This is a genomic window from Sphingobium xenophagum NBRC 107872 (genome assembly GCF_000367345.1).
GTDB classification, from domain to species: domain Bacteria; phylum Pseudomonadota; class Alphaproteobacteria; order Sphingomonadales; family Sphingomonadaceae; genus Sphingobium; species Sphingobium xenophagum.
In genome coordinates this window covers 1-12,492 of sequence record NZ_BARE01000001.1, presented here as the reverse complement: position 1 = coordinate 12,492, position 12,492 = coordinate 1, and the positions used below count along the sequence as shown (strand labels likewise).

Here is a 12,492-nt window from a genome sequence, read left to right as displayed (position 1 = left end):
CTGACGAACGTCAGGATCCAGGGTGTCGGAAGGCCGCGCGTGGCGCTCTGGATCCCGGATCAAGTCCGGGATGACGGAGGTGCTTTACCGCAGCACCCCTCTGGCCTTCATCGCCCGCGCATAGAATAATTGCGCAACCCCGGCGACAAAGATCAAAGCAGGCACCAGCACCGCGTCCCATCCCTCCACCGCCAGCATGTCGGTCGCCAGGAAATTCTGCGCGAACAGCAGGACGATCGCCGCCAGTGACAGCGTATAGACCGGCACCGCCAGTGCCTTCTTCAACAGCAGCAAAACCGCCCCCAGCGTCCCGGCACCCACGGCGACCGCGAACACGGCCCAGACCCAGCCGGGCATCTGGCCATAGACCCGCGCCATGTCGGGCGTGGTTTTGGCCAGTTCGTGTATGTCCATCGCATATTGCGCGGCAAAGGACATGGTGCCCAGCAGGTTCCACGCCAGCGCGGCGAGACCAATGGCCAGAAAAGAACGCGGTGTCGGCATCATCCAATCCTTTTCCTGTGGCTCTCCGCACTGGCTATCGCGTCAACGCAGCACGGCTTTCCCAACCAGATGACGGGCGTAGAGCAGTTGGACGACAGCCATCACCACGATGAAGGCCGGAAATGCGATGACCGATGGTCCCTTCACTGCCAGCAGATCGGTGCCAAGGAAGGTGTAGCCGAACTGGACGACGACAGCGATCAGCGAGAGCAGGAACAGGCTCGCGGCGGTCGCCTTCTTCATCAGCAGCAGAATAGCCCCCAGCGTGCCTGCACCCACGGCGATGGCATAGGCGATCCACACCCAGGCCGGCATGGCGGCGAACGCCTGTGCGGTAACCGGATCGGACTTGGCCAATTCGGTCAGGTCAGCGGTATATTGCATGGCAAAGGCAGCCAGTCCCATCAGGTTCCACAACAAAAGGACGATGGCGATGACGATAAAATATCGCGGCATATTCATGATCCAATCCCCTCCCTCTATGACGTGTCCCGTTGCAGGGGCGTCATGGACTGATCATATACGTGTGAAGGGCCGCGCGGAAGCGGCGAGACATGGAAGGACATGAACCATGCTGGGACGATCCGTACCGAATGTAACCCTCAAGACCCGTGTGCGCGACGAAAGCGTCGAGGGACCGAATCCGTTTCGCTGGGAGGATGTGCATACCGGCGACCTTTTCGCCGGCAAGCGGGCGGTGGTGTTTTCGCTGCCCGGCGCCTTCACGCCCACCTGTTCAACCGAACAATGCCCCGCCTTCGAACGCTATTATGATGATTTCAAGGCGCTGGGCGTGGATGATGTCTATTGCGTGTCGGTCAACGATGCCTTCGTCATGTTCCAATGGGGCAAGCATCTGGGCGTCAACAATGTGAAGCTGCTGCCGGACGGATCGGGTGATTTCACGCGCCGCATGGGCATGTTGATCAAGAAAAATCATCTGGGTTTTGGTGACCGCAGCTGGCGCTATGCGATGGTCGTGGACGATGGCAAGGTCGTCGCCTGGTTCGAGGAGCCGGGGATCAACGATATGGGCGAAGATGACGATCCCTATGGCGAAACCCGGCCAGAACCCGTGCTGGACTGGCTGAAGGCGCATCCAGCCGGGTGAGCGCCCCGATTATCGTCAGCGCCCTGATGGGCGCGGCGGACTTTGCCTGGGCGGATGGATTGCGCCGCGCGCATTTTCCACCCGACCGCAATGTCCTGTCCGCGCACATCACCCTGTTCCATCATCTGCCGCCTTCCGCACTGGCGGAGGTAAGCGCGCGCATCAAGGCGCTATGCCGTGGCCCTGCGCCGGTCGCGCGACTGAGCGAGGTGATGCTGCTGGGGCAGGGGGTCGCCTTTCGGATCGACAGCCCGCAACTGTCGGCGATGCGCGACGAAATGGCCGACGCCTTCACTGGCCTGCTGACGCCGCAGGACCAGGCCCGACCGCGCCTGCATGTGACGGTGCAGAATAAGGTGAAGCCGGCAGAGGCCAAAGCGCTGGCGGAGGCCCTGCGCGCGGATTTCCAGCCGCGCCCGTTCGTCATCGCGGGCCTTGCCGCCTGGCATTATCGCGGCGGTCCGTGGGAACTGGCCATGAAGGCAAGTTTCCGGGGGTAGGGGACTTATCGCCCAATCCGTTCGGGCTGAGCCTGTCGAAGCCCAGCCCTTCTTCGCCAGGAAGAACGCCCCTTCGGCACGCTCAGGGCGAACGGATCGTTATTTCGGTAGCTGGCGTTTCAGGCCAACCCGACTTCCTTCAAAGGCACACTCGCATCCGCCAGTTGCTCCGGATCGAGCGCCGCGCCCGCCAGCACATGCGCGCGGCCCTGGACATAGTCCTTGACCATATTGACGCAATCCAGCGCGATCACCTTGCCGCCCTTGAGATATACTATCGAGAAGCTGCGCGCCGCCGGATCGCCACGCAGGATCGTCTGGTCGTAGCCGGTCGAAAGGCCGACGGTCTGGAGTTTCAGATCATATTGGTTCGACCAGAACCATGGCACCGCGTTATAGGCTTCTTCCTTGCCCATGATGTGCGCCACGGCGGTCTTGGCCTGGTCATTGGCGTTCTGCACCGATTCCACGCGCATCTGCGCGCCGCCCGCAAAGCGGTTGGCATGGGCGGCGCAATCGCCCACGGCGTAAATGTCGGTCAGGCTGGTGCGGCAATATTCGTCGACATCCACGCCATTGCCCCCCGCAGCGCCCGCCGCGATCAGCGGGCCGGTTTCGGGGATGATGCCGATGCCCACGATGACCATGTCGGTGACGATCCGCTCACCATCGGCCATCAGCACGGCCGTTGCCTTGCCGTCTGTGACTTCGATGCAATCCATCCGCGCGCCGGTGCGCAGGTCGACGCCATGGGCGCGATGTTCCGCTTCGTAAAAGCGCGACAATTCCTCGCCCGCGACCCGCGCCAGCACCCGGTCGAGCGCTTCCAGAAGCACGACCTTCTTGCCGAATTTGGACAGGACGGCCGCGGCTTCCAGCCCGATATAACCACCGCCGATGATGGTCACATGGTTGATGCTGTCGATCTTCGCCATCATCGCATCGACATCGTCGCGACGGCGCACGGCATGGACATTGGCCGCATCCGCCCCGTTGCAGGTCAACATCCGGGGATTGCCGCCGGTGCACCAGATCAGCTTGTTATAGCCGATTTCCTGATCCCCTACGGTCACGAACTTGCCAACGGGATCGACGCTCTTCACGCGGCGACCCAGCAGCATGTCGACATTGCGCTCACCCCAGAAGGCGGCGGGGCGGATCAGGATGCGGTCGAAGCTCTTGTCGCCTGCGAAATATTCCTTCGACAGCGGCGGACGTTCGTAAGGCGGGTCCTTTTCGTCGCCGATCATCGCGACGGAGCCTTCAAAGCCCGACTGACGCAGGGAAATCGCCGCCTGTGCTCCCGCATGGCCTGCGCCCACGATCAATACGTCATAATAGCTCATTGGCCCGCTATCCTCTTTATCCCCATTGCGCCGCTGATTGGCGCGCTTTGCCGGTGGTGGCAAGGGCGATGTGCGGCAATTGCGGTCAAAAGAGCGACGTCCGTGCCGCGCCCCCGCGCTGTTCCGGCTCCGAATTGTGGCGCTTTGATCGCTCCGCAAGGGCGCTAAGGCTTCGAAAATGCCCGCAGGCCAGACCCGCGCATGAAGCAGGTCATCGCGCCGATACAGAATATCAGTCGATTCGCGTTTCCACGCCTGCGGCGATTGCGCAGGGGTTGCTTTCCCGCTTAACGCGCGGCGGCGAGCATGACCCGCTGCGCCAGGTCCGATCCTTCGGGCAACTGCGCGACCAGCGCCAGGCTGCCATCGGCTTCGCGCCGTGCGACGACAATCGCCAGCCCGTCTGTGTCCATGGCCAGGGCCTGCGGATCGATGGCAGCGGCGGCTTTCATCGCGTTTCGCGCCGTTTCGCGCTTGTCGGGGCGCGGCGGCGCCTCGGCCCGGCGCAACGCCCGCTCGTCGCGCACCAGCGCCTTGAGCCCGCCTGCATAGTTTGAAAGATGGTCGGCCAGCATGCCCACGCCCAGGCCCAGGGCACGGCCATGGTCCAGAACGGTCGCATATTCGGTGATCCGCGTCTTGTCATATCCGGCGCCGAAAACCAGCTTGATGATCGCGGTCATCGGGCTGCGCGCCTGCACCTTGATGCCGCAATCGGCCAGCAGTTCGGCATAGTCGTCGGGCCGCGCCTGCGCCACCAGCGCAAAATCATAGGCCAGGCCGATCGCGCGATAGAGCGCGGCATGGCTGCGCGCTTCGCTGGTGCGGAACTGATCGGCGCCGTCGCGCGCCAGCGCCAGCCAGTCGGCGAGCGGCGCGTCGTCGGTCGGGCTTTCCATGCCGGACAGGTCCAGCGGCTCTTCATCGAGCGAAGCGACGGGCATGGGGGCGGAAGGGGCGGCGGAAGGGGGCAGGGGGGCGTCATCGACCGCGTCGCCACCCGCCGGGCCATCTGCCCATACGGGCACGTTCGTCGGCGCTGGCATGATGCTGGACAGCGCCGCGCTGACTTCCAGTTCCAGCGCCTGCCGCTCGTCACGGCTGGCCAGTTCCTTCCAGTTGATCACGCCGAACACGAAATCGATCGTCTCGTCATCGGACGAAAAGGGCATCAATATGCCGCGATATAATATCTCTGCATCGCGCTGGTTGACGAATTCGGCTTCGAACCCGATGGGCGCGGCATTGGCGATAATCTGGAGATAATGATCGGTCAGCCGCGACAGCAGCGACCGGGCGGGTACATCATTGATATAGCTGATGGACCCGTCAATTTCGCATTCCTGCCGCAAGGCGGAGCCGAGATATACGATGGCGGGATTGTCGAGCCCGGTGGAAAAATCCAGCAATACGCTGTGCGGACCGAAATCTTCCAACTGGTCAGGCGACAGATCCTCGATCGATGGCAGGGTGCGATCCCCCAGCAGCGACGCCCAGTAATTATAGGCGCGCACCTGCATCCGCCGCTCGTCCGATACCACCGTCAACGGTGCGTCGATCGCCGCATCATCGGCATAATCGAAATCGTCCTGGTCGTTGGCGACGTCATGCCCCCGCAGAGTGTCCATCCGGTCCGTCCCTATTTCAGGCAAAATTCTGCCTCTTTGGGACTCGACAGTGGCATCGGATGGTAAATTTGCCGTAAAGATGGCAGCGCCGAACGGCCATATGCCGCGCCGCCTGCAAAAAGACCGACCCGACAATGCAATTGCCCGCTTGTCCTAAGGCCCAACCACTGTTATCTGCCCGCCGCAACGCCGCTTTAGCTCAGTTGGTAGAGCATCGCATTCGTAATGCGGGGGTCACAGGTTCGAGTCCTGTAAGCGGCACCAGAACCGCCCTTTTCGAGGGGCCTGAAACCTCGAAAAACCCCTGAAAAACTGGTATAATTGGGCATCGGCTTTCCGGTGTCGTTTGCTCCTGTCCACCCTTATCCGGGTGATTTGGGGGCCTCGAATTGGGGGCCTTTTTGACATTTTTGAGTCGAGGCCCCCAGATGCTTACAACGGTTCAGATCAATGCCCTCAAACCCAGGGAGAAGCCCTACAAGGTTGCTGACGAGAAGGGTCTGTACCTGTTGGTCTCGCCATCGGGCTCCTATCTGTGGCGGGTGAAGTTCCGGTTTCACGGCATTGAGAAGAAGATGGCGCTCGGGCGCTATCCCGATGTGAGCCTGAAGGAGGCGCGCAAGAAGCGTGATGAAGCGCGCGAGCAGTTGAGCGGAGGGCAGGACCCTTTGGCGGTTCGTTTGCAGGCGAAGGTGGAGGCCGAATTGGCGGCCCGCACCACATTCCGAGTAGTGGCAGACGAGTTCATCGAAAAGATGGAGCGGGAGGCGAAGGCCCCTGCCACTCTCAAGAAGGCGCGATGGTTTCGCGACCTGCTTGATCCCTCCATCGGACATCGGCCGATAGCCGACATTACCGCCCATGAGCTTCTCCAGTCGCTCAAGCGCTTGGAGCGGAAAGGTCATCATGAATCGGCTATCCGTCTCCGTTCATTTTCCGGGCGCATTTTCCGCTATGCGGTTGCCACGCTGCGGGCTCAGCACAATCCGGCAGACATCCTGCGAGGCGCGCTCACCACGCCGAAGGTAAAGCATCACGCCGCATTGCTCGATCCGGTGAAGGTCGGCGAACTTCTCCGCGCGATCGACGGCTATGGCGGCAAGATCGAAACTCGGATTGCTCTGCAGCTTGCTCCTCATGTCTATTTGAGGCCGGGCGAGTTGCGGAAGGGAGAATGGTGCGAAATTGATTTCGAAGCCAAGGTGTGGCGCGTGCCGGGCGAGAGAACGAAGATGCGCGTGCCTCACGCCGTGCCGCTGTCCACGCAGGCGATCACCCTGCTGAAGGAGCTCAAGGCACTGGATAATCCGGGCACATTCCTGTTTCCGGCAAACAAGACGTTTCTCAAACCGATTTGCGAGAACACGCTCAATATAGCCCTTCGGCGCTTGGGCTTCACGAATGAGGAAATGACCTCGCACGGCTTCAGGTCGATCGCCAGTACGCTGCTCAACGAAAGTGGCCTCTGGCATCCCGACGCCATTGAACGGTCGCTGGCTCACCGTGAGCGCGACAGTGTCAGGGCGGCGTATCATCGCGGCGCGCATTGGGAAGAGCGGGTGCGGATGGCACAATGGTGGTCCGATCATCTTGTCAGGCTGCGTGATGGCGCGGAGGTAATCCGTCCGAAGTTCGGCACTTAACCATTTTCGGCTGCCCGAATGCCCTATCATTGCCAAATGGCATTATAAGAATTATATCATGCCAAATGGAGGTGCGTATGGCGATGTTGCAGCCGATTGACACTGTTCCGGCCCCTTTTCGGCCAGAACCGATTTCGCAGGAAGAGGGCGGCGCGTTGTTTCGTGCGGCGCTCAACCTCTTTGGTCGCTGGGGTGTCACGGATGAGCAGGCTGCTGTCCTGACCGACATGCCGGTGCGGACCTACCGTAGGTGGAAGGCGGAGGGACCGGGACGTATCTCGCGCGACGGGCTGGCCCGGCTGTCCAACCTGATGGGCATCCACAAGGCGTTGCGGATCATCTTTCAGGAGCCGCAGCGCGGATATGACTGGATCAAGGCCCCTAATGCTGCTTTTGGCGGCGCCAGCGCTTTGCAGGTGATGATTGGGGGGGAACTGACCGATATCATGCGGGTCCGCCGCTATCTCGACGCGGAGCGTGGCGGTTGGTGACGACGGCCCACGAACCGCCGGTTAGCAAGATTGAATGGCAGGGAGCGGTCAGGATCATCCGGAGCATCTATCCTCCCATCGACCTGTTCGAGGATATTGCCGATCCTGCCGACTGGACTCTTCTGCTTTCAGCGGAGCAGAAGACCAACCCGCGCATCATGGCATCCGTGGGCAATATCGATCTCGTGCCGTTGGGGCGCAGAGTTGGAGGTCTCGGTGCCTCATATCTGATGGCATCGTTCACACATGTCAGCACGGATCGGCCGAGCCGCTTCTCGAGCGGAGAATTCGGTGTCCTCTACGTGGCCCGCAGCTATGAAACCGCGCTGTTCGAGACGATCCATCACCATGCGGCCTTTATGACGAGGACTAGCGAGCCTGCGGGCTGGACGTCTCAGTTCCGCGAGATCGTGATGAAGGTCGATGCCGAGCTTCATGATCTTCGTGACGACAGGAAGGAATTCCAGGCCTGCCTTGACGCGGATAGCTATCGAGCAGGGCAGCAGCTCGCGGCGCGTCTGCGCTCCGGCGGGTCGAACGGCATTGCCTATCCAAGCGTTCGACAGGCGGGTGGGGAATGCGTTGCTCTCTTCTACCCGGATTGCGCGTCCGGACCTGTTCAGGGGCGGCATCTGGATTATCACTGGGATGGAAGGCGGGTCGATCTCGTGCGCGATGCGGGAAGCGGAACCGTTTTCAGGGTCGTTGAGGGAGCGTGAACGCCGTCAATGATCGCCATGCGCATGCGGCGGAATTGTTGAGCGCACATCCGGACTTCCGCGTGCAGCGGCGCCTCATGCCGGTCACTACCTTCCACGAGGCGGTTCCATTTGTCCCAAACCGGATTACGAAATGGATGTTGACCTTCTTCAGGCGGAAGCGATTGCCGTGCCGCAAGTGATCGAACGATTGGGAATTGACGGATGAATCTCGACGAATTTCTCGTTCAGACGCAGGATCGGGTCAGCAGTGAGCTGGCTGACCGACTGCGGGACGTCTCCGCGCCCTATCCACAGGAAGAGCTGATCTTCGCCGAAATCGTGATGAGCCACATGAATGACGTGGACCTCATCGGCGAACCCCGGTTGAGCTACTTCGCCGGTAAGGTCGGCAATGCCAATCTCCGGCTGGTCGGTTATGCAATTTCGGAGGATGCGGATACGCTGGATCTTGTCGTCAGCCTCTATGGCGGCGTCAGGGAATTGGAGGCGGTCGAGACCGCCGAGATCCGTCAGGCCGCGGACCAGTGCTTCATGTTCCTGAAGACATGCGTCGAAGGAAAGCTGGTGAAGCGTCTCGATCAGACCAGTGACGTCTTCGACATCGCGAGCGTGATCGAGCAGACCTACAATGACCTCGATCGCATCCGGATATTCGTGATCACCGATCGGCAGGCCAAGTCGGCTTCCAAGGCGTTCAAGCCGGTGGTCGTGAAGGGCAAGACCATATCCATGGAAATCATGGATATCGAACGGCTCTGGCGCCATTGGTCGGCCGGCAAGCCCCGTGATGAACTCATCGTCAACTTCCAGGAAATGTGCGGCGATGCCTTGCCATGCGTCTATGTGCCCGGGCAGGTAGCCAGCTACGATTATGCCTTGGCCGCGATTCCGGCCGAAGTCCTCCATCTTCTGTACGAGCGTTTCGGGGCTCGCCTTCTCGAAGCAAACGTCCGTTCCTTCCTCAGCGCGACCGGCAAGGTGAACCGGGGCATGCGTGACACGCTGCGGCAGGATCCCGAAGACTTCATGGCCTTCAACAACGGTATCGTCATGGTCGCCGACGAAGCCAATGTGGGGCGTGCCGCCGATGGGTCCGTGGGCCTCGTTGCGCTGAAAGGCATGCAGATCGTCAACGGTGGGCAGACAACGGCGTCCATCTATTTCACCAAGAAGAAGAATCCCGAAACGGATCTGAGCCGCGTTCGGGTCGCCGCGAAGATCATCGTGCTTCAGTCCGCCGATCCGGCGACGGAGGAACAGATGATTTCCGATATATCGAAATATGCCAACAGCCAGAACTCGGTGAAGCAGTCCGACCTGTCCGCCAACAAGCCCTTTCATATCCAGCTGGAGAAGCTTGCGAACACGACATACTGTCCCGACGGCGTCAGTCAGTGGTTCTACGAGCGGGCAGCGGGTAGCTACAATGTGAAACTGGCGCGAGAAGGGACAACACCGGCCAGGCTCAAGGCACTGAAGGCAGCCATCCCGCCCGCGCGCAAGATCGCCAAGACGGACCTTGCCAAATATCTCAATGCTTGGGGCAGGCAGCCCGATGCGGTGAGCTATGGTTCGCAGAAGAACTTCCTGCGCTTCATGGATGAGCTTTCGGAAGGGAAGCTGGATATTCCCGAACCTCTCACGGTGACCTCGTACAAGCGCATGGTCGCCCAGGCGATCATCTTCAAGGCGGCGCAGAAGCTTTCGCGAGCCCGCCATTTTGCGCAGGCGCAGGCCAATATCGCTGCCTATCTGGTATCGGTGCTGGCGGAGAAGCTTGGCGATCGGCTCGATCTGGACCGTATCTGGAACCGGCAGGAAATTTCGCCGCAGCTCCTGAGGCTCATGGAGCGCTGGGCGCTCGAAGTGGAGGGTGCACTGAGAAGCAATGCTGGTCCCAGAATGATTTCCGAGCAAGCCAAGCGGCCGGAATGCTGGGACGCCGTGCGGGCACATTCATTTTCGGAGGCGGACGCGGACATTCCCGAACTCATTTCCTGATCCGGCAAACTACCCGGTCGGGAACCGGTCGTTCCTGAACAGGCCGAAAAGGGCGGCCGTTCAGGCCGCCAACGCCTCGTCCTGCTCGCCACCCGCCAAGCTGCCGGCAACGATCTCGGCGATCCTTTTTGCCAGCAATGGCGGGACCGCATTCCCCACCTGAACGAACTGCTGCGTCCGGTTGCCCTCGAATCTGTAGTTGTCCGGGAATGTCTGAAGCCGCGCGGCTTCCCGGACCGTCAGGCTTCGGCATTGCAATGGGTCGGGGTGAATGAAGTAGTGACCATCCTTGGCGATATGGCTCGTGACCGTTGTCGATGGTTCGCCCCACACCTGTACCCTGAAGCGGTCATTGAACTTGCCGCTCTGCCAGTTCTGATGGGCGGGAGCCAGTAGTGCCGGAAAATCGCGCGCTGTCGGTGATTTGCCGACGACTTGGGCGAAGGTGGCGGCAAAGGCGTACCGCGCAAGGTCGGAGCGCATATGGCTCCTGGTTTCGTGATTGGGCAGTGCCTGCATGCGGTCGTCGACCAGCCATTCGGCCAGTTCGTTCGACCGGACGCTCCCGGGAAGCCGGGAGTTTCGCGGAAGATCGTCCGCATTCCCGACCGATACGGCATGCTCGGCAAGGCAAGCCGCCACGTCGTCCAGAATTTCGCTTTCTTCCTGATAGGCCGCATCGGCCGCGAAGAGGAATGCCTCCTTCACCGCGTTGCGCCAGTTCACTGCGTCGTCCGGTTCCCGACTGACCGCGCTGCGCAGTTTCGGCATGTCTGCAAGGACCTGATGCAATGTCGTGGTGGACGCGGGTTCGAGGCCTAGACCTCCCAATGGCAGGCCTTCCACACCATTCACCAGATCGTTCCGGATGCCGAACAGGATCACCCGATGCCTGCGTTGGGGCACGCCATATTTTTCCGATTCCAGAACGAACTCGCGGCCGTTGCGCGGTTCACCGGCAACCAGCGGACAGATCGTGTATCCCAGATCGCCCGCCTTTTCGAGATCCTGAAGCACCATGTTGAAGATGCGTTGCCCGTCGACCTTCGCGGACAGGAAACCCTTCACATTCTCCATGATGAAGGCGGAAGGTGCCAGTCGCTCGAGAATGCGGATATATTCGCGATACAGGAAATGCCGGTGATCGTCGCGCGCGACATAGTCCGTCTTGCCCATGTTGCGAGCCCGGCCGACAAGCGAATAGGCCTGACAGGGCGGGCCGCCGACCAGTATCGAATTGTCGGGATGCTCTTTCCTGATCCTGTCCAGCAGCGGATCGATCAGTTCGTTGCTGCCGGGCGATCCCAGCTCGAGATGGAGGGTTTCATCCCGGGCAGCTTCCCATTGCTCGGGAAATCGCTCGATCAGTTCACGCTTGCTGATGCCATCGGCAAGATACGCATAATAATCTTCGGGAAGATCGCGATCGAACTGACGCACGAAGCTGCGCAGACGCAATGTCTCGAAGGCCGATGCTTCCTTCTCCACCGAGAGAGCAATTTCGAACAGTCTTCTTCCGTTCTCGTCACGCACCGAAGAAAAGCCTTCGGCGAGGCCGCCCGGGCCTGCGAAGAGATCAACAACCTTGAACATCATGCTCCCTTACCCGATTTCGGGATTGCCGCCGACGATACCAGGTTGGGCATGAGCATCACAGGAAAAAGAGCATGGATATCGTCGATTCGGCAAGACGGTCAAGAATGATGGCGGGAATTCGCGGTCGTGACACGAAACCGGAAATCACGTTGCGAAGGTCACTGCACGCTCGCGGCTTCCGGTTCCGGCTTGGAAATGGAGCCTTGCCGGGTCGGCCGGATATCGTTCTGCCCCGATGGAATGCTGCGATACAGGTGCATGGCTGTTTCTGGCATCGTCATTCAGGATGTCGTTTCGCCACCGTTCCGGCGAGCAATGCAGAATTCTGGGCGACGAAGTTCGCCGCCAACGTCGAAAGGGACGCCAGAAAGCTCGACGAGCTCATGAAGCTGGGCTGGCGGGTTGCGGTGGTCTGGGAATGCGGTCTGCGCGGGAACGACCTGGATCCCACAGTCGATCCTCTGGTGGAATGGTTGCGATCCGATACGCCGTTTCTGGAGCTGCCCACGCCGTGAGCCGTTCTGAAGTCAGTTCTCCTTGATCGGCACGACGACATGAAGTTCGCCCGAAAGGCTGCGATAGATAACCATCTCGGCCGCATCGTCGTCACTGTCGATTTGCAACCATACAGGCCCCGTGCCAGGCGCCGGACTCTGATAATCCCGTGAGCGCTCGATGATCGCACGCATTTCTGTCGGCAACGGGAGAAGATGCATCGTCCTGGCGGGATGGAGCTGCGTCAGGAAGGGGAGGACGTCATGGTCCATTCGGAGACGGTCCATGACCTCTTCCAGTTCCTTGGTGCCTGAATTCATCATTTCGTCGTGGCACGCTCCTCGATCGCAAGCAACCCGCAGCGCAATCCGTGCCCTGCTCCCCTCGCACATGGCGTCCCCCTGCGGGGCCGCGCTCTATTCCGCTGTCGCTCCACCGAGCCTGCACTTTCCGGC

Annotated in this window: 13 protein-coding genes and 1 tRNA gene; 8 read left to right on the top strand and 6 right to left on the bottom strand. The window is 60.7% G+C overall.

Annotated elements, in window-relative coordinates:
• Nucleotides 1-84 precede the first annotated feature (84 nt).
• Nucleotides 85-507: a hypothetical protein gene (locus tag SX1_RS00075; RefSeq protein WP_019051424.1), complete on the bottom strand. Its 423-nt coding sequence runs from the start codon at nucleotides 505-507 to the stop codon at nucleotides 85-87.
• A gap of 39 nt (nucleotides 508-546) precedes the next feature.
• Entirely contained in the window at nucleotides 547-966 is a 420-nt protein-coding gene (locus tag SX1_RS00070; RefSeq protein ID WP_019051423.1) for a hypothetical protein, read from the bottom strand.
• Between the two features lie 109 nt (nucleotides 967-1,075).
• Here SX1_RS00070 and SX1_RS00065 point away from each other — a divergent pair, with 109 nt between their 5' ends.
• Together SX1_RS00065 and SX1_RS00060 are read left to right on the top strand one after the other, a co-directional pair.
• The gene (locus tag SX1_RS00065; protein ID WP_019051422.1) at nucleotides 1,076-1,615 is read left to right on the top strand and encodes a peroxiredoxin; all 540 of its coding nucleotides are present in this window, start codon (nucleotides 1,076-1,078) and stop codon (nucleotides 1,613-1,615) included.
• Nucleotides 1,612-2,115, top strand: a complete 504-nt coding sequence (locus SX1_RS00060; RefSeq protein ID WP_019051421.1) for a 2'-5' RNA ligase family protein — start codon at nucleotides 1,612-1,614, stop codon at nucleotides 2,113-2,115. Before SX1_RS00065 ends, SX1_RS00060 begins: the two co-directional genes overlap by 4 nt.
• A gap of 119 nt (nucleotides 2,116-2,234) precedes the next feature.
• Here the strand turns inward: SX1_RS00060 and SX1_RS00055 are convergent, their stop codons facing one another.
• Both SX1_RS00055 and SX1_RS00050 read right to left on the bottom strand, forming a co-directional pair.
• Nucleotides 2,235-3,461 (bottom strand): NAD(P)/FAD-dependent oxidoreductase, encoded by a 1,227-nt coding sequence (locus tag SX1_RS00055; protein ID WP_019051420.1) that lies wholly within the window; start codon nucleotides 3,459-3,461, stop codon nucleotides 2,235-2,237.
• A gap of 287 nt (nucleotides 3,462-3,748) precedes the next feature.
• Nucleotides 3,749-5,089 carry a PAS domain-containing protein gene (locus tag SX1_RS00050; RefSeq protein ID WP_019051419.1) on the bottom strand — a complete coding sequence of 447 codons (1,341 nt, stop codon included), beginning with the start codon at nucleotides 5,087-5,089 and terminating at the stop codon, nucleotides 3,749-3,751.
• Nucleotides 5,090-5,277: 188 nt separating this feature from the next.
• Here SX1_RS00050 and SX1_RS00045 point away from each other — a divergent pair.
• The 5 genes from SX1_RS00045 to SX1_RS00020 all read left to right on the top strand — a co-directional run bounded on the left by SX1_RS00045 (nucleotide 5,278) and on the right by SX1_RS00020 (nucleotide 9,946).
• Nucleotides 5,278-5,353: transfer RNA gene (locus tag SX1_RS00045), tRNA-Thr, on the top strand.
• 164 nt (nucleotides 5,354-5,517) lie between these two features.
• Nucleotides 5,518-6,732: a tyrosine-type recombinase/integrase gene (locus SX1_RS00040; protein ID WP_019051418.1), complete on the top strand. Its 1,215-nt coding sequence runs from the start codon at nucleotides 5,518-5,520 to the stop codon at nucleotides 6,730-6,732.
• Between the two features lie 77 nt (nucleotides 6,733-6,809).
• Nucleotides 6,810-7,223, top strand: a complete 414-nt coding sequence (locus SX1_RS00035; RefSeq protein ID WP_026149367.1) for an MbcA/ParS/Xre antitoxin family protein — start codon at nucleotides 6,810-6,812, stop codon at nucleotides 7,221-7,223.
• Nucleotides 7,217-7,942: an RES family NAD+ phosphorylase gene (locus tag SX1_RS00030; protein ID WP_019051416.1), complete on the top strand. Its 726-nt coding sequence runs from the start codon at nucleotides 7,217-7,219 to the stop codon at nucleotides 7,940-7,942. Before SX1_RS00035 ends, SX1_RS00030 begins: the two co-directional genes overlap by 7 nt.
• 204 nt (nucleotides 7,943-8,146) lie before the next feature.
• On the top strand, nucleotides 8,147-9,946 hold the full coding sequence (locus tag SX1_RS00020; RefSeq protein WP_019051414.1) for an AIPR family protein: 1,800 nt from the start codon (nucleotides 8,147-8,149) through the stop codon (nucleotides 9,944-9,946).
• A gap of 60 nt (nucleotides 9,947-10,006) precedes the next feature.
• Here the strand turns inward: SX1_RS00020 and SX1_RS22255 are convergent, their stop codons facing one another.
• Nucleotides 10,007-11,542, bottom strand: a complete 1,536-nt coding sequence (locus SX1_RS22255; RefSeq protein WP_019051413.1) for a DNA cytosine methyltransferase — start codon at nucleotides 11,540-11,542, stop codon at nucleotides 10,007-10,009.
• 71 nt (nucleotides 11,543-11,613) lie between these two features.
• On the opposite strand from SX1_RS22255, the gene SX1_RS00010 reads away from it, so the two are divergent.
• A complete protein-coding gene (locus tag SX1_RS00010; RefSeq protein ID WP_026149365.1) occupies nucleotides 11,614-12,057 on the top strand; it encodes a very short patch repair endonuclease in 444 nt (147 codons plus the stop codon).
• A gap of 12 nt (nucleotides 12,058-12,069) precedes the next feature.
• Here SX1_RS00010 and SX1_RS00005 read toward each other — a convergent pair whose 3' ends face one another.
• Entirely contained in the window at nucleotides 12,070-12,360 is a 291-nt protein-coding gene (locus tag SX1_RS00005) for a hypothetical protein (protein WP_019051411.1), read from the bottom strand.
• Between the last annotated feature and the right edge of the window lie 132 nt (nucleotides 12,361-12,492).